The 18,412-nt window shown below is 74.6% G+C and carries 19 protein-coding genes and 1 riboswitch; of the genes, 12 read left to right on the top strand and 7 right to left on the bottom strand.

Annotated elements, in window-relative coordinates; translation table 11 throughout:
- Positions 1 to 543: 543 nt before the first annotated feature.
- Entirely contained in the window at positions 544 to 873 is a 330-nt protein-coding gene (locus RB614_RS38690) for a hypothetical protein (protein WP_308717688.1), read from the bottom strand.
- Positions 874 to 1,120: 247 nt separating this feature from the next.
- On the opposite strand from RB614_RS38690, the gene gvpO reads away from it, so the two are divergent.
- From gvpO to RB614_RS38640, 10 genes are all read left to right on the top strand, one after another.
- Positions 1,121 to 1,402, top strand: a complete 282-nt coding sequence (gvpO, locus tag RB614_RS38685) for a gas vesicle protein GvpO (protein WP_308717687.1) — start codon at positions 1,121 to 1,123, stop codon at positions 1,400 to 1,402.
- Complete coding sequence (locus tag RB614_RS38680; protein ID WP_308717686.1) at positions 1,402 to 1,701, top strand: gas vesicle protein; 300 nt, start codon at positions 1,402 to 1,404, stop codon at positions 1,699 to 1,701. Before gvpO ends, RB614_RS38680 begins: the two co-directional genes overlap by 1 nt.
- On the top strand, positions 1,701 to 2,501 hold the full coding sequence (locus RB614_RS38675; protein WP_308717685.1) for a GvpL/GvpF family gas vesicle protein: 801 nt from the start codon (positions 1,701 to 1,703) through the stop codon (positions 2,499 to 2,501). The genes RB614_RS38680 and RB614_RS38675 overlap by 1 nt, the downstream gene beginning before the upstream one ends.
- Entirely contained in the window at positions 2,494 to 3,015 is a 522-nt protein-coding gene (gene gvpJ, locus RB614_RS38670) for a gas vesicle protein GvpJ (RefSeq protein ID WP_308717684.1), read from the top strand. The genes RB614_RS38675 and gvpJ (RB614_RS38670) overlap by 8 nt, the downstream gene beginning before the upstream one ends.
- Before the next feature lie 19 nt (positions 3,016 to 3,034).
- The gene (gene gvpJ, locus RB614_RS44525) at positions 3,035 to 3,364 is read left to right on the top strand and encodes a gas vesicle protein GvpJ (RefSeq protein WP_308717683.1); all 330 of its coding nucleotides are present in this window, start codon (positions 3,035 to 3,037) and stop codon (positions 3,362 to 3,364) included.
- Positions 3,361 to 4,125: a GvpL/GvpF family gas vesicle protein gene (locus tag RB614_RS38660; RefSeq protein WP_308717682.1), complete on the top strand. Its 765-nt coding sequence runs from the start codon at positions 3,361 to 3,363 to the stop codon at positions 4,123 to 4,125. Before gvpJ (RB614_RS44525) ends, RB614_RS38660 begins: the two co-directional genes overlap by 4 nt.
- 6 nt (positions 4,126 to 4,131) lie before the next feature.
- A complete protein-coding gene (locus RB614_RS38655) occupies positions 4,132 to 4,371 on the top strand; it encodes a gas vesicle protein GvpG (protein ID WP_308717681.1) in 240 nt (79 codons plus the stop codon).
- 387 nt (positions 4,372 to 4,758) lie between these two features.
- A complete protein-coding gene (locus RB614_RS38650) occupies positions 4,759 to 5,715 on the top strand; it encodes a YncE family protein (RefSeq protein WP_308717680.1) in 957 nt (318 codons plus the stop codon).
- Positions 5,716 to 5,843: 128 nt separating this feature from the next.
- Positions 5,844 to 6,203: an ArsR/SmtB family transcription factor gene (locus RB614_RS38645; protein WP_428983193.1), complete on the top strand. Its 360-nt coding sequence runs from the start codon at positions 5,844 to 5,846 to the stop codon at positions 6,201 to 6,203.
- Positions 6,200 to 6,592 (top strand): hypothetical protein, encoded by a 393-nt coding sequence (locus RB614_RS38640; protein ID WP_308717678.1) that lies wholly within the window; start codon positions 6,200 to 6,202, stop codon positions 6,590 to 6,592. The genes RB614_RS38645 and RB614_RS38640 overlap by 4 nt, the downstream gene beginning before the upstream one ends.
- Before the next feature lie 49 nt (positions 6,593 to 6,641).
- Here RB614_RS38640 and RB614_RS38635 read toward each other — a convergent pair whose 3' ends face one another.
- The gene (locus RB614_RS38635) at positions 6,642 to 7,988 is read right to left on the bottom strand and encodes a hypothetical protein (RefSeq protein ID WP_308717677.1); all 1,347 of its coding nucleotides are present in this window, start codon (positions 7,986 to 7,988) and stop codon (positions 6,642 to 6,644) included.
- A 162-nt stretch (positions 7,989 to 8,150) separates the two neighbouring features.
- Positions 8,151 to 8,269: riboswitch (SAM riboswitch) on the top strand.
- 15 nt (positions 8,270 to 8,284) lie between these two features.
- On the opposite strand from RB614_RS38635, the gene RB614_RS38630 reads away from it, so the two are divergent.
- Together RB614_RS38630 and RB614_RS38625 are read left to right on the top strand one after the other, a co-directional pair.
- A complete protein-coding gene (locus RB614_RS38630) occupies positions 8,285 to 9,532 on the top strand; it encodes an aminotransferase class V-fold PLP-dependent enzyme (protein ID WP_308717676.1) in 1,248 nt (415 codons plus the stop codon).
- Positions 9,533 to 9,678: 146 nt separating this feature from the next.
- The gene (locus RB614_RS38625; RefSeq protein WP_308717675.1) at positions 9,679 to 13,080 is read left to right on the top strand and encodes an OmpL47-type beta-barrel domain-containing protein; all 3,402 of its coding nucleotides are present in this window, start codon (positions 9,679 to 9,681) and stop codon (positions 13,078 to 13,080) included.
- A gap of 167 nt (positions 13,081 to 13,247) precedes the next feature.
- On the opposite strand, the gene RB614_RS38620 is transcribed toward RB614_RS38625, so the two are convergent.
- From RB614_RS38620 to RB614_RS38600, 5 genes are all read right to left on the bottom strand, one after another.
- Positions 13,248 to 14,009 (bottom strand): copper homeostasis protein CutC, encoded by a 762-nt coding sequence (locus RB614_RS38620; RefSeq protein ID WP_308717674.1) that lies wholly within the window; start codon positions 14,007 to 14,009, stop codon positions 13,248 to 13,250.
- Positions 14,010 to 14,045: 36 nt separating this feature from the next.
- The gene (locus RB614_RS38615; RefSeq protein ID WP_308717673.1) at positions 14,046 to 15,623 is read right to left on the bottom strand and encodes an ABC transporter permease; all 1,578 of its coding nucleotides are present in this window, start codon (positions 15,621 to 15,623) and stop codon (positions 14,046 to 14,048) included.
- Complete coding sequence (locus RB614_RS38610) at positions 15,620 to 16,546, bottom strand: ABC transporter ATP-binding protein (RefSeq protein WP_308717672.1); 927 nt, start codon at positions 16,544 to 16,546, stop codon at positions 15,620 to 15,622. Before RB614_RS38610 ends, RB614_RS38615 begins: the two co-directional genes overlap by 4 nt.
- 179 nt (positions 16,547 to 16,725) lie before the next feature.
- Positions 16,726 to 17,226: a GbsR/MarR family transcriptional regulator gene (locus tag RB614_RS38605; protein WP_308717671.1), complete on the bottom strand. Its 501-nt coding sequence runs from the start codon at positions 17,224 to 17,226 to the stop codon at positions 16,726 to 16,728.
- Positions 17,227 to 17,458: 232 nt separating this feature from the next.
- Positions 17,459 to 18,199: a DUF4142 domain-containing protein gene (locus tag RB614_RS38600; protein WP_308717670.1), complete on the bottom strand. Its 741-nt coding sequence runs from the start codon at positions 18,197 to 18,199 to the stop codon at positions 17,459 to 17,461.
- Between the last annotated feature and the right edge of the window lie 213 nt (positions 18,200 to 18,412).

Here is an 18,412-nt window from a genome sequence, read left to right as displayed (position 1 = left end):
CTGCCGACGGCCGCGGGCCCCCGTGGGCGCCATCGTCGCAACCCGCCCCGACCGGCCACATCCCCCGAGCGGCCGCCCGACCCCTGGCTGGCCGGCGCGGCACACGCCCCGGAGGGAGCACCTGACCTGGACCAACGCGCGACCTGGACCAACGCGCGCCAGCACCTGGACCGCCGGCCGGCCGGAGGCCCGGATGGGCGCGGTCGGGCCGCGCCCCGCCGCGGGCCGGCGGCCGCGGAGTGCCGTCGTCGAGCGGCCGCTCCAGGCGGCCGGCGTCAGGTCAGTTGGACCAGGTGTATCCGGCCAGGAGCGACGCGGCCTGGCCGAGGCCGAGGACGGCGGCCACGGCGGCGGCGCCCAGGGCGGCGGCGACGGTCAGGACCATGATTCGCAGACGCATGACGATCTCCCATACGGACGCGCACGGCGCTATGTGGACGGACTGCTTCCACTCTATCGACGCGTGTGCCACTGTCGATCGCCGTAACGGCCCAAACCTCCCACACCGCTCCGGATCGACCCGGTCGTCCTCGCCCACCCGCGCTACGGCGGAGCCGGCTCGTCGCTGGGGTGGCGGCGCCGGCCGGGGCTGGCGGAGAGCAGGTACAGCCGGTCTCCCATGGCGTGCGCGAGGACGGTGAGCTCGTCGCGGTCACCGGCGCGGTAGAGCCCCATCGCGCAGCGCAGCGCGGCCAGGAGCATGGGCCCGTGCTCGCCCCACAGCGGTGAGTACCGCTCGATCCGTGCCGCCACCGCGCCGAGCTGCGAGCGGACCGCGCCGCTGTCGACCGCGCCGCCGCGCAGGGCCGGCAGCAGCCCGTCGGTCACCACGCGGTACGCCTCCCACGCAGTGGACTGCGCCGGTGCCGTCACCGTCGCGGCCCGCGTCGGGGCTGGCGCCCCACCGGTGGCTCCGGCTCGGCCTGGTACAACGGAACCATCGCGCTCTCCCCAGCCGCCGGTGGACGGTGCAATTGAAGACCTTTTCAATTGCGTCATTCTATCCGTCCCCGCCTGGCCGTGGCCGCGCAACCCCGATCGGGTGAACCCACCGCCGTCATCCACCCCGGTGGGGTGTGCGTACTAGGGGCAACCAGTGATGAATACGGGGTGTGCTCAGATGGTTGACGAGCGGACCACGGTGACGGGCGGGCTGGTAGCGGTTTCCCGCACGGCGATGGAGCAGCTGTCGCAGCTGACCGGATCCCCGGCGATGTCGGTGTCGGAGCTCGCCCGTTCGGATGGTGGTTGGCGAATGCGCGTGGAGATTGTCGAGCTGGAACGGGTGCCGCAGTCCACGAGCCTCCTGGCGACGTACGAAGTGGACACCGACGCCGGCGGCGACGTCGTGTCGTTCCGGCGGGTGCGCCGGTACGCGCGATCCGAGGCGGGTGAGCTGTGATGGCGCCGGCGGGGTCGGGCGAGTCGCTCGCCGACATCCTGGAACGGGTGCTGGACAAGGGAATCGTCGTCGCCGGTGACATCATGGTGAGCGTCCTGGACGTGGAGCTGCTGAGCCTGAAGGTACGGCTGCTCGTCGTCTCGGTCGACACCGCCCGGGAGATGGGCATCGACTGGTGGACCCGGGACGCGTTCCTGACCAGCGGCGCCCTGGCACGGGAGAACAGCGAGCTCCGCTCCACTGTGGAACGCCTGGAGCGGTCGCTGGCGCTGCCCGCGTCGAGCCGGGCGGAGGCGTGATGGGCGGCTGGTACGTCTACGCCGTGCTGGACGAGCCGGACGCCTCCACTGTGGACACAGTGGTCGGCATCGACGGCGTACCGGTGCGGGTGGTGCCGTCGGCCGGCCTGGCCGCGGTGACCTCGCCGGTGGAGCTGGCCGGCTTCCGCGCCGCCCGGGAACGACCCGACCTGCGCGAGGACGGTTGGCTGGCCGGCGCGCTGCGGGCGCACCACCGGGTCGTCGAGGACGTGTTCGCCAGGGCTCCGGTGCTGCCCGTGCGGTTCGGCGCGGTGTGCGCGAGCGAGGCCGACGTCGTGGTGATGCTGTCGGCGTTCCGGGAGCGGCTGCGCGCCGGGCTCGCCGCGGTCGCCGGGGCGGGCGAGTGGGAGGTACGGCTGGCGGCGGCCGATCCACCGGCTCCGGATCCGTCCACTTCGGACGGCGAACCGCTGGACGGCACGGCCTGGATGCTGCGGCGCCGGGCCCGGGCGCGCCGGCGCCAGGAGACGGGGGAGCGGCGCCGGCTGGCGGCCGGCCTCGTACGGGACACGCTGGCCCGGCACGCCCGGGACACGTACGAGGTGGACGGCGTGGCGCGGTTCGTCTGCCTGGTGCGGCGCGCGGACGAGGAGGCCTTCCACCGGGCCGCCGACGGCCTGCGTGGCCCGGTCTCCGGGGCCGGGCTGCGGCTGGACCTCGACGGACCCCGCGCGCCCTTCCACTTCGCCCAGCGCGGCCTCGCGCGCCCCGACCCGCCCGTGGAAGCCGAGCGGCCGAGCGCCGCGCAGGTGATGGACCGGGGCGGGCGGGATGGCTGACCGGCGGCTCGCCTTGGACGACGGCGCGCTGGTGGACGCGCTGGAACGCCTCGTCCGCACCGGCCTCGTGGCGGACGGCAGCGTGGTGCTCACCCTGGCCGGCGTGGACCTGGCGCGCCTGGACCTGCGCCTGATGCTCACCGCCACGGCGGGCCAACCCGCACCGGGCGGTCGCGGAGCGGCCCCCGCGGTGGCGGACCCGCGCCCGGCGCGCCCGGTGGAAGCACCGGCGCCGTGGCCGTGCGCCCCGGTGACACCGGCCCGCGGACCAGCGCTCCGGGACTGGGGCCAGGCGGCACCGGCGGGCACCCCGCGTGCCGGCCTCGCCGGGCTCGTCCTCGCCGTCGTCGACCTCGTCCGCCGGCTGCTGGAACGCCTGGCGCTGGCCCGGATGGAGGCCGGCGAGCTCTCCGCGACCGAGGTGGAACGGCTGGGCCGCGCGCTGATGTCGCTGGAGGAGCAGACCGAGGCGCTCGCCGAGATGGTCGGCGGCGCCGTGACAACGCGAGTGTGACAAAGGGAAGGAGCATGACATGACGGTCATGGCACAGGCGGCGCCGATGGCGCCGGCGGGGCGGTCGGGCAGCCTCTACGACACCCTGGAGCTGATCCTCGACAAAGGTATCGTCATCGACGCCTTCGTCCGCGTGTCGCTGATCGGGATCGAGATCCTGCGCGTGGAGGTGCGGGTCGTGATCGCCAGCGTCGACACGTTTCTGAGGTACGCGGCGGCGCTCGGCCAGCTGGAGCTGGCGCAGCGGCAGGCCCGCGAGGAGCTGGTCGCCGCGCTGCCACCGGCGCTCCCGCAGGGGCTGACCGAGCCCGAACCGCAGACCCGGGCACGGGCGCGGAGCTCCCGGTGAGCGGGGCGGTGTACGTCTTCGGGATCGTGGCGGCGGACCACCCGTTCCAGCCGCCCGACCCGCCCGGCAAGCCGGATCCGGCCCCCGCCGGGGACGACCCGGCCGGGGAACGCGAGCGCGACGCGGGCGTCCGGCTCGTGCGGGCGGGCGCCCTCGCGGCGGTGGTCGGACCGGCCCCGCCCCGGCCGCGCGCCCGCCGCCGCGACCTGCTGGCCCACCAGCGGGTGCTGGAGCGGGTCTGGCGGATGGGGCCGGTGCTGCCGATGCGGTTCGGCGTGGTGGCGCCGGACGGCGGGCGGCTCCGGGCCGAGCTGGTCCGTGGCGCCCGCCGCCACCTCGACGCCCTCGCGCAGGTCACCGGCCGCGCCGAGGTCAACGTCAAGGTGGTACCGGACGAGGAGGTCATGGTGCGGCTGGTCGCGGAGCAGGACCCGGCGGTACGCCAGCTGCGCGGCCGCGCCACCCGCTCGTACCCGGACCGGCTGCGCCTGGGTGAGGCGGTCGCCGCGGCCCTGCGCGCCCGCGCGGCGCTGGACGCGGACCGGGTGCTGCGCGCCCTGCGCCCGCTGGCCGTGCGCGAGTCGGCCGGTCCGGAGGTGGCCGGCTGCGCGCTCAACGTGAGCCTGCTGGTCGCGGACGACCGGCTGGACGCGGTGCTGGCCGAGGTGGCGCGCCTCGACGGCGACCTGGACGGCCGGTGCCGGGTGCACGCGTTCGGCCCGCTGCCGCCGTACAGCTTCACCGTCCCGGCCGGCGGGTGAACGGCTGTGGGTCTGCTCACCGGCCTGGTGACGCTGCCGCTGGCACCGGTGCGCGGCGTCGCGTGGGTGGCCGGCAAGGTGGCCGAGGCGGCCGAGCGGGAGCACGGCGACCCGGCGCTGGTCCGGGCCCGGCTCCGCGAGCTGGCGCTGCTGCTGGAGTCGGGCCGGATCAGCGAGGCGGAGTTCGACGCGGCCGAGGAGGAGCTGCTCGACCGGCTGGAGCGGTCGCAGTCCGGCGGTCGGTGACCTGCGGGGCGCCCGGCATCCTGCGGCCGAGGACGGCGCCACCCCGACCCCCTGAGCGGACGACCGGCCTCCGGGGGGAGATAGCCGGTCGCCAGCCCAACCGCGCGCCGGACGGGGCAGCCGCCACCGGCACCGGTCGCGGTCAGCGTACCGGCCCGCCGGGTCGCGGCTCTACATCGGACCGACGTCCGGCCGGTCAGCCGGTGGCGAGCGACACCGCGACGCCGGGCCCCGCGGCGGGGCAAGGCCTCCGGGCGTCGCCGTTGTCCGAAGGCGCGGCCTGGCTAGGGGTTGGATGGCGGTTCACCGGCTGGTCGTGATGGCGTCGACTCGCGGAGAGGTGAGTCCGACAACGTCTCCTACGAGATCAACTTGTGGGAGGGACGCATGCTCACCGCACGTACCAGGATCGTCGCCGGCGTGGCGGCCGCGGCCGCCGCCGGGGCACTCGCGCTCGCCGGGTCGCTGGCTCCGGCCGGCGCCGCACCGCGGGCCGCGGAGGTGCCGGTGGCGGCCGCCGCCGAGCCGCCGGTCTTCACGGCCACGCTCGACCGCACCTACGACACCTTCGACGCCAACCAGGGCGTCGCCGTGGACGACCGCTACTTCTACGTGGTCGACAACCGGCGCGTCACCAAGCACGACCGGGCCACCGGCCAGCCGCTGCTCCAGTTCGCGGCCGAGAGCGGCGGTCCGATGATCCACATGGACAGCGGCGTCGTGGTCGGCGGCAAGCTCTACGCCGCGCACTCCAACTACTCCGACTCCCCGATGGAGAGCTCGGTCGAGGTCTTCGACACCCGGACCATGCGGCACGTCCACACGTACAGCTTCGGCATCTTCCGCGGCTCGCTCACCTGGCTCGACCGGTACGACGGCGCGTGGTGGGCCGGGTTCGCCAACTACGACATCGTGCCGAGCGGGCAGACCGAGCCCTACGGCGGCACGTACAACACGCAGGTCGTCAAGCTCGACGACGACTTCCAGGTGGTCGAGTCCTGGACGATCCCGAAGCCGATCCTCGACCGCTTCAAGCCGATGAGCAACTCCGGCGGTTCGTGGGGTCCGGACGGGCGGCTCTGGCTGACCGGCCACGACCTCGGCGAGGCGTACGTCATGCGGCTGCCCCAGGCCGGCGGCGAGCTGGAGTGGGTCGCCACCGTGGCGCTGCCCGGCGTCGAGGGCCAGGGCATAGCCTGGGACCGGGCGGGCAGCCGCTCGACGCTCTGGGCGATCAAGCGGACGACCAGCCAGGCGTTCCGCTTCCGGGTGCCGTACCAGTCGATCCGCGACCCGAAGACGACCACCTGGCAGGTGTACGGCCCGGGTCACTTCGTGCGGTAGCGGCCGGCGCCGGCGGCCCCGACGGCCCGGGGCCGCGCGGTGGCCCGGGCCACTCCGCGGACACGTATGTGGAATGATGCATTTGAAGAGGTCTTCAATCGCGTCGCGTGTCTGTCCGGAGTGGTGTGATGGTTCCGCTGTACCAGGCCAAGGCCGAGTTCTTCCGGACGCTGGGACATCCGGTCCGGATCCGGGTGCTCGAGCTGCTGGGTGACGGGCCGCTGCAGGTGCGAGACCTGCTCGGCGCGGTCGAGATCGAGGCGTCGAGCCTGTCCCAGCAGCTCGCGGTGCTGCGCCGGGCCGGGATCGTGACCTCGACCCGGGAGGGCAACACCGTCCTCTACGCCCTCGCCGGCCCGGACGTGGCCGAGCTGATGGGTGCGGCGCGCAGCTTCCTGACCGGGCTGCTGGCGAGCCAGGCCGAGCTGCTCGACGCGCTCCGCGACGAGCCGGCGGAGCCGGGCGGCGCGCAGGAGCGGGCGGCATGACCGGGCGCCGCCCACCCGTGCGGCGGCGCCGGGCCCGGCCGGTGCTCGTGCTGAGGTCCAGGCGGGCGCCGGCCAGGATGACGCCGGCGCAGGCGGCGGCCTGGGAGGTGTGCCGCGCCATCGACACCGGCCTGCTGCCCACGCTGCGCCAGCCGGACGTCGACCGGATCGCGGTCCGGTCGCACCTGGGCGCGGTCGCCCTCCGGATCGTCCGGCACCGCTCGCTCTGGGGCGAGCACGGCGCGATGCTGGTGGCCGGGCTGCACTGCGCGATGGGCCTGTTCGGCCTCGGCGAGCACGCCGACCTGGCCGGCCTCGCCCGCGACCTCAGCGACCGCCTCTACCTGCTCTCGATCACCCCGGGGGAGCCGGACCACCGTCCTGAGTAGACGGCGCCGGCATCCGCCCGGGGATCGTCGCGCGCCGGGGCGCGCCGGGTCACTCGACGGTGAGCCGCACGCGCCGCCGCCGGGCGAGCAGGAGGACGACGGCACCGGTGGCGAGCAGGCCACCACCGACACCGGCGACGGCGGCGGTCTTCGCGCCGGTCACCGCCAGCGTGCCGTCCGAGCCGCCCGAGCCGCCGTCCGAACGGTCGGTGGGCGGCGGCGCGGCCCGCATGACCGGTGCCGTGGCCTCGACGGCCAGGTATCCGATGGCCAGGTCGAGCAGGCGCGCGTAGCCGAGCCGCACTTCGAGGCGGAGGCTGGCCGCCTCGGCCGTGACCTTGCGGTCGGTGACCTCCTGCCGCAGGTCGCCGAGGGACAGCCGCACGGTCAGCAGCGAGCTGCCCCGGCGGGCGGTGCTGTAGCCCGGTGCCAGCCGCCCGAAGAGGTCCAGCGAGACGCTGGTGCCGGCGGAGTCGAGGTTCGCCACCGGCTGGCCGGCCGCGGTGACCTTCAGGACCGCGGGCTGGTAGCTGACCACGGAGTCCTTGGCCGAGCCGCTGGCCACCGCGATCAGCTTCGGCTGGGTGACGACCTTGACCGAGATCTCCTGGGCGGTGCCGGCGAACAGCGACAGGTCGGTCAGCGCGGCACCCGCGCCGGCGGCCACCCCGGTCCGGTCACGACCCAGGGGTACGACGTCCGTCGTGGTCTGGGCGGCGATGCTCGGGCCGAGCCGGACCAGGCTGGTCTTCCTCGCGGCCCCGGTGCCCCGGGTGACCGCCTGCATCGCCGGGACCGTCCCGCCGCCGCCGAGCACCTTGACGTCGGCGAGCGTGGTCGACGAGCGGGTCAGCGGCCCGGTCCGGCCGCACCGGTACGCGTCCTCCCAGTGGGCCTCGGCCGTCGACTTGCCGAGGTCGACGTCGAGCAGCCCGGCCGCCTTCAACGAGCCGAGCGACACCTCGTGCGGGCCGAGGGCCTTGGCCGCGGCCCCTTCGGTCGACCGGGGCGCCTGCTGGCTGGCCACCGCGGTCGGCACCGGCAGGCCGGGCAGCTGCTGGCCGAGCAGCTTGGCGTCGGCGTAGGTGGCCTGCGCGGACGTCTTGTACGGCTTCGCGGTGCTGTCGGCCTCGCCTCGCGCGGCGCCGAGGCGGGCGTCGAGCAGGGCCGGCAGGTCCAGCCCGAGCGGGTCGACGTCCAGGACGCTGAGCTTGAGCAGGTCCGCCACGGAGCGGGCGGTGAACCGGGCGTCGGCGCAGTCGGACCGGGCGGCCGCGGACGCCGCCGGGGCGGGCCCGGCCAGCGTGGTGGGTGCGGCCACGGCCAGCAGCGCGGCGGTCGCGGCCCCGATGCGGCGGCCCGTGCGGGAGATGCGGCGGCGGGTGGCCGTCGTCATGAATCAAACCTCCGGTTGGTTGCCCATGGTGGGGAAGCGATGACCCCTAGACGCGCAACGGCTGAAACCCGGACTTCGGTACGGCAGCGGGGAAGCTTCCCACTTTGTGGGTAACCGGGGCGGCCAATTCTCGACACCGGATGGTGCGGTAACATCAGCAGCGGTCAAGAGCGCCAGCGCCAAGCCCCGGCTCGCTGGCCGGCAACCCTCGTGTTCACGGTGGGGTGCCCCGGGTGACGACCAGGCCCGCGGCCGAGCCGCGCCGCGGGTAAGCGTGAGCCCGCGGAGGTCTCCTCATGACGCTCGACATCGTCGGCGCCGATCTGCCCGTCCGGCTGCGTTCCGGTGCGACCGTGCGCTTCGCCCACCTCGACTACGCCGCGTCCGCCCCCTGTGCCCGGGTCGCGGCCGAGGCCGTGGAGCGGCTGCTGCCCTGGTACGGCAGCGTCCACCGCGGCGCCGGGGTGCGCTCCGGCAGGTCCACTCTGGAGTACGAGCGGGCCCGGCAGGCGGTCGGCGACTTCGCCGGCGCGCGGGCCGGCGACGCGGTCGTGTTCACCCGCAACACGACCGACGCGCTCAACCTGCTGGCCCGCGCCCTGCCGCCCGGCACCACGACGGTGGTCTTCGACGGGGAGCACCACGCCAACCTGCTGCCCTGGCCGGACCCGGTACGCCTGCCGGCGCCACCCGACCCGGACGCCGCCGCCGACCTGCTCGACCGGGCGCTGGCCGGGATCGCCGGGCCGGCGGTGCTCGCGGTGACCGGCGCCAGCAACGTCACCGGCGAGCTCTGGCCGGTACGCCGCCTCGCCGACGTCGCCCGCGGGTACGGCGCCCGGGTGGTCGTCGACGCGGCCCAGCTCGCCCCGCACCGGCCGGTCGACATGGACGCCCTGGGCGCCGACTACCTGGCGTTCTCCGGGCACAAGCTGTACGCCCCGTTCGGCGCCGGCGTGCTGGTCGGCCGGGCGGACTGGCTGGACGCGGCCGAGCCGTACCTGCGCGGCGGGGGCGCGAGCGCCGCGGTGGGCGACCGCGCCGGCGACGTGACCTGGGCGACCGGCCCGGCGCGCCACGAGGGCGGTACGCCCAACCTGCTCGGCGCCGCCTCGCTCGCCGCCGTGTGCGAGGCGATCGCCGACGCCGACCGGGAGGCGCTGCACGCGCACGAGCGGGAGCTGCTGGAGCGGCTGCTGGCCGGGCTGGCGGCGGTACCGGCGGCGGTGCCGGTGAGCCTCTTCGACCCCGGCCACCCGCGGGTCGGCATCGTCTCGGTCGCGCTGCCCGGGCACGACGTCGCCGCGGTCGCCGAGCGGCTCGGTGCCGACCACGGCGTCGGGGTGCGGGCCGGGCAGTTCTGCGCGCACCCGTTCACCCGCCGCCTGGCCGGCGTCGCGGCCGCACCGGGCGGCGACTGCGGCACCGGGCCGGCGGCCCTGCTGCGGATCAGCTTCGGCCTCGGCAGCACCGGCGAAGACATCGACCGCGCGGTGGCCGCCCTCGCCGCCGAGACCGGCGGCCGGCGGCACGACGCCGCCTGAGCGGGGGGATGTCGTAACAGAGCGGGTTCGGGCCTGAGCGTGTAGTAGCTGTAGGTCGGCGTCCCGGCGTTGTTCACGTTGCCGCCATGCGGTGCCGCTTTGCTGCCCTCGTCCAGATCAACTATTGATCCACGGAGGACACTCAGATGCGGTTCGTGCGACGCCGGCTCGCCGGCGCCGTTGCCCTGGTCGCGGCGGTGGCCGTCGCGGCACCGGGGGTACCGGCAAGGGCGGCGGAGGCCGTCACCGAATACCTGCTGAACCCGAGTTTCGAGCAGCCCGGCGGCAACGCGGCCCAGCCCACCGGCTGGCAGCAGGTGTTGCTGGAGAACGAGACCAGCCCGTTCCGGCTGGTGACCCAGACCTTCGACGCGGCCGGCCAGTACCCGCCGCCGGCCCCGGTACCGGACGGCGCCTTCGCGCTGGAGGTGTTCTGGCAGGTCGGCTCCGCCATGGGCCTGCTCGGCGCGGGCGTGGAGCAGGCGGTCTCCGTCCCCGCGGCGGACGACCTGTGGTTCAGCTACGACGCCGTGCAGACGTTCTACGCCGACTCCCGCTCGGCCAACTGGGCCGGCGCGTTCGGCGAGGTGCAGCTCACCTCCGGCGGGCAGACCTACAAGCTGCGGTACTTCAACATGGGCTCGCGGACCGACTACACGGGCAGCCCGCAGGACTCGGCGAACGTCAAGTACGTGATCGGCGAGCAGTTCAGCGGCAGCGGCACGTGGATCTCGGCCAGCCGTGACCTGGACGCCGACATCGCGGCGAAGTTCGGGCTGAGCGACTACACCGTCACCGCGGTGCGGGTCGGCAACCTGCAGGACCGCAAGGCGGCCTCGCCGTTCCCGAACATGACCAGCTACTTCGACGACGTCGAGCTGACCAAGGGCGGCGTCGACGAGGGGCCGGGCGGGCCGTCGTACCAGGTGAAGGTCAACGAGCTGGCCACCCGCGGCCCGCAGGGTGCCGCGGACGAGTGGGTGGAGCTGCGCAACCCCGGCACCACCGCGCAGGACCTGAGCGGCCTGGTGCTGTGGGCCTGCGCCCCTGGCGCGGAGCGCCGCCAGCTGCGCGCGCTGAGCGGCAGCCTCCCGCCCGGCGGGCACCTGCTTTTCGCCAACACAGCCGCCGCGGCCGGGCTGACCGCCGCCGGGCAGGCGCCGGACGGCACGTTCGACGGCGACATCGTCGATGACGGGGGCGTGCTGATCACGGACACCACCGCCGACCCGCCGGTGGCCGTCGACTCGGTCGCGCTGTCGGCGATCGCCGGCTGCGGCGAGGGCACGCCGGCCGCGCCGCACGCCGCCGACCAGTCGGTGAGCCGCACCCGGGACACCGGCGACAACGCCGCCGACTTCACCGCCGGCCCGCGCACCCCGCGCTCCAGCGCCGGCGGCGGGCCGCGGGACTACACCCTGATCAGCGCGGTACAGGGGGCCGGCGCCAGCACGCCGATCTCCGGCCAGACGGTCACCATCCAGGGCGTGGTCACCGGCATCGACGACGAGGTGGGCGCGGACTACGACCGCACGTACCCGGAGGACCGGGGCATCTTCGTGCAGTCCCTCGCCGCCGACGACGACGGCAACGCGGACACCTCCGAGGGCGTCTTCGTCGGGTACGTGGACAACCCCGCCAACTACCGGCCCGGCGACGTGGTGCGGGTGACCGGCCAGGCCAAGGAGAAGTTCAACCTGACCGAGATCGCCGAGCAGATCGGGCAGGAGCCGACCAAGGTGGGTACCGCCCCGGTGCCGGCGGCGGTCACGGTCGACCAGGCCCGCGCCGAGTCGCAGGGCGCGGCCCGGGCGTACTACGAGTCGCTGGAGAACATGCGGGTCACGCTCCCGGTCGGCACCGCCAACGCCGGTGGCACCAACAAGTTCGGCGAGCTCTTCGTCACCCCGGGCACCAACCGGGACCGCATCACCCAGGGCGAGGCGGTGCCGGCCGCGCTGCTCGCGCTCGACGCGGACGCCGGCGCCGGCAACCCGGCCAACCCGTACAAGCCGGCCGCGCCGTCGAGCACCTACGTGACCGCCGACCTCTTCGACGAGGTACGCGGGGCGACCGGCCCGCTCGGCTTCTCGTACAGCCACTACAAGCTGTACCCGCAGCCCGGCGCCCTGCCGCAGGTCGTCGACGGGCCCACCCCGTTCCCGTACGCGCTCGCCCCGGCCCAGCCCGGGCAGCTGCGGATCGTCTCCTACAACGTGCTCAACTACTTTCCGGTCGGCGTCGAGCTGGACCTGTCGCCGGTCTCCGCCGCCGAGTACGCGCAGAAGAAGGCCCGGCTGGCCGCCTCGGTCGAGCTGCTCCAGCGGCCCGACATCGTCGCGGTCCAGGAGGTGTACAACCTGGCCGTGCTGCAGGACCTGGCGGCCACGCTCGGCGGCTACAGCGCGCACCTGCTGGAGGGGAACGACTCGCGCGGCATCGACGTCGGCTACCTGGTCCGGGACGGCGTCAGCGTCGCCAACCTGCGCCAGTTCGACAAGTCCACGCCGGGCTGCGACGACTCGGGCCTGGCGTACGACCGCCCGCCGCTCGCGCTGGACGTGACGGCCGGCGGCAAGCAGTTCACCATCGTCAACAACCACTTCAAGTCCAAGGGCGGCTCGGGTGCCTCCGGCGCCTGCCAGCAGCAGCAGGCGACCCGCCTGCGCGACCAGGTGAAGGCGATGGAGGACGCCGGCCGGCAGGTCGTCGTGCTCGGCGACCTCAACCAGTTCGAGTACGAGCAGCCGCTCACCACGCTGCAGACCGGCTCGAGCCTGACCAACCTGTGGGGGCGGGCGCCGGAGGAGACCCGGTACAGCTCGCACTACCAGGGCGTGTTCCAGACGCTGGACCACGTGCTGGTCACCGACGGGCTGGACGCGGCGGTGGCGGACTTCCGGTACGCGCCGATCAACACCGACTACGCCGACCGGTTCGGCACCGACGGGCACAAGGTCGCCGACCACAACCCGGCGGTACTCACGCTGACCGTGCGGCCCCCGGCGGACACCACCGCCCCGGTGGCGCGGGCGGCCGTCGACCCGGAGCGACCCAACGGGGACGACGACCGCACCTACCACACCCCGGTCACCGTCACGCTCACCGGCGACGACGGCGACGGCTCCGGGGTACGGGTGCTGCAGTACGCGGTCGACGGCGAGGCGTGGACCCGGTACAAGAGCCCGGTCACGGTCGGCGCGCCCGGCCGGCACGTGGTCAAGTACCGGGCGATCGACCTGGCCGGCAACCGCTCCGAGGTCGGCAAGGTCATCGTCACCATCCAGCCGGACGCCTGCCCCGGCTCCGACAAGCGGTGGAAGGTCTGGCTCGGGTACGCCAACAGCGGCGTCGCCAACGGCGATCTCGGCGACGGCTGCACGTACACCGACGTGCTGAACCCGCGGGACCGCGAGTGGGCGAGCAACGCGGCGTACGTCGAGTTCGTCACGGCCAAGGCCAACGCCCTCCGGGTCGACGGCCGGCTCTCCGCCGAGGACGTGACCGCACTGGTCGACGCCGCCCGCCGCTCCGGCATCGGCACCTGACCGCATCCCCCTGGCGGGCGCCGCGGTGCCCGCCAGGGGCCTCGACCCGGCAGGCCGCCCGACCGACCGGGAGCGACACCCACGTCGTGGACGCCTTCCCGGCCGGCCTGGACCGGTCCGGCCCGCACCGCTGGCAGGGCCCCTGACCCTGCGCGGTGGGGCCGGGGTCAGGCCGGGGCGTCCCGGTGGGCGGCCGCGATCAGCGCCTCGATCGCGGCCCGGCTGGTGCGGCGCCGGGCGTACTCGCCGGTGGTGCCGCCGCCCATCGTGACGCGCGGGTTGCGGTGCCGGGCCGGACTGTCCACTGTGGCCCGCGCGGTGAAGTGCACCTCGCGCGCGCCGGTCAGGTCGAGCAGGCGCCGCACGTTGCCGGCGGTCACGCCGGCGCCCGGCATCACCGTGAGGCGGTCGCCGGCGGCGGCGACGAGCTCGGCGATCAGCGCCGCGCCCGCCAGCGCGGTCGCCTCCTGCCCGGAGGTCAGCAGCCGGTCGACGCCGAGGTCGGCGACGGCGGCGAGCGCCTCGTGCGGGCGCCGCGCCATGTCGAACGCGCGGTGGAACGTCACGGAGAGCCCGGCCGCCGCGGCGACGAGCCGGCGGCAGGTGGCGGTGTCGACGTCGCCGTCCGGGGTGAGCGCGCCGATCACGACGCCCCGCGCGCCGGCCGCCGCCACGGCCTCGACGTCGCGGCACATCGCCCGGATCTCGTGGCGGTCGTAGACGAAGTCGCCGCCGCGCGGGCGGACGAGCACGTGGACGTCGACGGTGGCGACGTCGAGGGCGGTGGCGACCGCGCCGGCGCTGGGGGTCAGGCCGCCCTCGGACAGGGCGGCGCAGAGCTCGACCCGGTCAGCGCCGGCGGCCTGCGCGGCGAGCACGCCCTCCGTGCCGTCCACGCAGACCTCGAACCGCACGCGCCCATCACGCATGCCGCACACCTCCGGGGCACATGCCGTGCGCTCCGGTCAGTAGCCCAGGTCGCGGCGGCGCAGGCCGGCGTAGCCGCCGGCGGCGAGCGCCACCGCGATCACGGCGAGGACGACCAGCGGCGTGGCGGTGAGCGGGTCCAGCGGCGCCAGCGGCGTGTGCGCGAACGGCGAGCCGCGCCGCATCCACTCCGGGACGTCGAACGAGTCGGCGAACAGGGCGATCACCGCGCAGTAGGCGACCACCACCCAGGCCACCGCGGCGGCGGCCCGGGGCAGCAGGCCGATGCCGAGGACCGCGACCGCGGCGACCAGCAGCACGGCCGGCAGGTAGCCGAGCGCGACACCGACCAGGCGCGGGACCTGCCCGGCGTCGGAGACGGTGAGCCCGTACGCGAGGCCCTCGCCGAACCCGGCCGCGGCCAGCACCACCGCGCTGCCGAGCACGGCGACGCTCAGATGGCTGGCCAGCCACCCGGCCCGGCTGGTCGCGGTGGCCAGCACCGGCTCGGTCCGCCCGGACGTCTCCTCGCCCCGCGCCCGCAGGGCGGTGACGACCGCGTACGCGGCGGTGATCAGCGCCAGCGTCACCACGGTGAAGGACAGGTACGAGTCGACGATGTCCGCCGCGCCGCCGGGCAGGACCTCGGCCACCTGCGGGTTGTCCTCCACGTACTGCTCGATGCTGTCGCCGATCGAGCCGTAGGCGACCCCGAGCAGGAAAAGGCCGGCCGCCCAGCCGGCGAGCGCGGCGCGTTGCAGCCGCCAGGCCAGGCCGAGCGGGGAGCCCAGCGCCGCCGTGGCGGTCGCCCGTCCCGGCCGAGGCTGGACCAGCCCCGCGGCGAAGTCGCGCCGCCCCAGCAGCGCCATCGCCACCGCGCCGAGGAGCGCGGCCACCGCGACCGGGACGGCCAGCGGCCACCACCGGTCGTCCACGTACGGGAACGTGCGCTGGCCCCAGCCGATCGGCGAGGCCCACGAGAAGGCGGCGTTGCCGGTGTCGCCCGCCGCGCGCAGCGCGAACGCGGCGCCGAGGGCGAGGGCCACCGCGCCGTACCCGGCTCGGGCGCTCTCGAAGACCTGCATCGCGACGGCGGTGAGCGCGGCGAACACCATGCCCACGGCGGCGAGCGCCGCCCCGAACAGCGCCGAGCCGGCGGCCGGCAGGCCGGTGCCGGCGGCCGCCGCGAACGCCAGCAGCCCGACGGCCAGGTCGGCCAGCCCGGCCAGGGCGAGCGCGGCGGCGAGCGTGGCGTCCCGGCCGACCCGGGCCGAGCGGACCAGCTCGGCGCGGCCGGTCTCCTCGTCGGCGCGGGTGTGCCGGCCGACCAGGAACATGTTCATCAGCGCGATCACGATGGACGCGAACGCGAAGATCTCGAACACCACCTCGCCGCCGATGTTCTCCAGCAGGTGGGTGGGCCCGCTCATCGCGACCGCCGCCGTGTTGCCGCCGATGGTCTGGCGCAGGTTGGCCAGGTCCTCGGCCGAGTCGTAGAGGCCCTGGCTCTGCGTTGACTGGACCAGGATCAGCAGCGTGGCGCCGAGCAGCCACCAGGGCAGCGCGAACCGTTCCCGCCGCAGCATGAACCGCAGCAGCCCGCCGGCGCCGGTCATGACGCCGTCGCCTTCGCGCCGGAGGTCTCCTCGTCGCCGTAGTGCCGCAGGAACATCTCCTCCAGCGTCGGCGGGGTGCTCGTCAGGCTCCGCACGCCGAGCGGTGCCAGCCGTTGCACGACCGTGTCGAGCTCGGCGGTGTCCACGTCGAACCGGGCGTGATGGTCCTCCAGGACCAGGTCGTGTACGCCGGGCAGGGCGTCGATCCCGGCCAGCGGGCGGGCCGTCTCGACCGCGATCGAGGTGCGGGTGAGGTGGCGCAGCTCGCCCAGCGTGCCGCTCTCGACGGTGCGGCCGAGCCGGATGATGCTGACCCGGTCGCAGAGCGCCTCGACCTCGGCCAGGATGTGGCTGGAGAGCAGCACCGTGCGCCCCTCCCGCTTGACCTGGTGGATGCACTGCTGAAACTGCGCCTCCATCAGCGGGTCCAGGCCGGAGGTGGGCTCGTCGAGCAGCAGCAGCTCGGCGTCGGAGGCGAGTGCGGCGACCAGGGCGACCTTCTGCCGGTTGCCCTTGGAGTAGGTGCGGGCCTTCTTGCGCGGGTCGAGGTCGAACCGCTCCAGCAGCTCGTCGCGGCGGGCGCGGTCGAGGCCGCCACGCATCCGGCCGAGCAGGTCGATCACCTCCCCGCCGGTGATGTTCGGCCAGAGGTTGACGTCGCCGGGCACGTACGCCAGGCGGCGGTGCAGGGCGACCGCGTCGCGCCACGGGTCGCCGCCGAGCATGCGCACGGTACCGCCGTCGGCGCGCAGCAGCCCGAGCAGGATCCGGATCGTGGTGGTCTTGCCGCTGCCGTTGGGGCCGAGGAAGCCGTGCACCTGGCCGGAGGCCACCGCCAGGTCGAGTCCGTCGAGGGCCTTGGCGCGGCCGAATGACTTGGTCAGGCCGGCGACGTCGATCGCCAGCTCGTTCTGTGCGTTCATGACGCTCCACTGTGGAGAGAACGGCGAAGGGGGAGCGGCGCGCGGCGTCGCGCGACGCGAAGGATGAGGAGCCGCGTGGGTGAGAGGGAAAGCCGGTCAGCGCGGCGGGTCGGAGTCCGCCTTGCGCGCGGCGGCGCAGGAGCAGCGCATCCGGGCCCGCGGGGCGCCTGCTTCGGCGTTCACGACCGCTCACCGGCCCGCCGGTCCCGGCCCTGCTTCGCGTACTCCTCCCAGCGGCGCACGTGCTCCTCGCCGTACTCCACGCCGACGAAGTCGAAGAAGTCCATCAGCTCGTACAGCCGCTCGCGCTGCCCCGGCCGGTCGTCGCCGACGATCGTCAGGCCGAACTGGGCCGCCTCGATGCCGGGGCGCAGCCGGGCCACCCGGGCCCGCAGGATGTGCGCCCAGCCGCCGGACCTGAGCTGGTAATGGTGCTGCCGCGAGCCGGGCACCGGCACCCGCTCCACCAGCTGCCCCAGCTCCAACTGGCGGATGACGGTGCTGATCGACGCCTTGCTCGCGCCGAGCGCGGCGGCCAGCTCGGTGATCGACTGCCGGGGCTGCGGGGCGATCATGAGCCAGCCGTAGATGCGGCCCATCATCCGCGCGGTGCCGAGCGTCTCGAAGAACATGCCGATCCGCTCGACGAACTCGCGCTCACTCCGCGTCGGCTCCGCCATCACACACCCGTCGGCGTTCAGTAGATGCTGAACGAACTGTAGCGAACGAACGCAAGCGGGTCCATCGTGGAGCCGCTGACATGGTTCGATCGCGGTCCGGCGGCGGCGGGCCGCGTGCGGGCTGCCGGGTGGTTCGTCCCGGAAACGGGGATCCGCGGGGGGCGCCGGCCCCGATCAGGGCCGATCGCCCCCTCCGGTAGGGCGGACGGTCACGCTCGCGGGCGGGACCGGGTCACTTGCGGCGCATCTTGCGCACCGTGAACCCGCCGGCCACGAGGACGGCGACCAGGACGATCCAGATCGTGCTCGGCGGTACCCGGTCGCTGCCGGCCGAGCCGGTGGCGATGGCGTTGCCGAGCCAGCCGCGGTCGGCGGCCGGGGCCGACTGGTCGGTGGGCTCGGGCAGGTCGGAGAAGCGCACCAGGTTGGTGCTCTCCAGCAGCTCCAGGTGGTCGAGGACGAAGCCGTTCGCGTCCTGGGCCAGCTTGCGCACCACGTCGTTGCGGGTACCGGAGCGGACGCCGGCGATGACCGGGAAGACCTTGCCGTGCGCGGCCCGCAGCCGGTCGACGAAGACCTGGTCGAACTCGGCGCCCGCCGTCGCCTCCTCCATCTCCGCCAGCCAGCCCTGCTGGTCGGCGTTGGGCTCGTCGGGAAGCTGGAAGTTCACCTTGTTCGCCGCGTCCACCACCAGCTTGTCGAGCTGGGCGTGCTGCTTGGCGATCTCCGCACCAACCTCGCGTACCCGGGCATCGCCGCCCTTCTTGGCGGCCATGTTGCCGGCGGGCATCTCCCAGAGCCCGGCGAGGCGGACCGCGGACAGCAGGTTCTTGTCCGCGGCGGTGAGCGGCGTGTCCGGCGCGGCCTGGGCGGGTGCCGGCATGGCGAGCACGCCGAGCGTCCCGAGGACCAGACCGGCGAGGAAAGCCGCCGACCGGCGCGACCTGGCAGCCGCGGATCGTCCCGTGCGCATATGTGTCGTCCTCCTGACTCGAAAGCTGGGAGAACGGTATTGCGCGCGCTCGTCGCGGTCCATCCGGAACAACCAGAAATAGGCATTTCCTATGCAGAACTTAAGGTGCGTTCCAGCTGCCCGGAATTGCCTCGGAATACGCTGGGAATGCACGCGGAAATGGCCCGGGGATCCCACTTCCCGGGCCGTGTTTCAAGTCTGATAAGGAGGTGT

Origin of the sequence: Phytohabitans maris (assembly GCF_031085175.1) — a bacterium.
Taxonomy (GTDB): Bacteria; Actinomycetota; Actinomycetes; order Mycobacteriales; family Micromonosporaceae; genus Phytohabitans; species Phytohabitans maris.
This window is presented reverse-complemented; position numbering and strand designations above follow the sequence as displayed.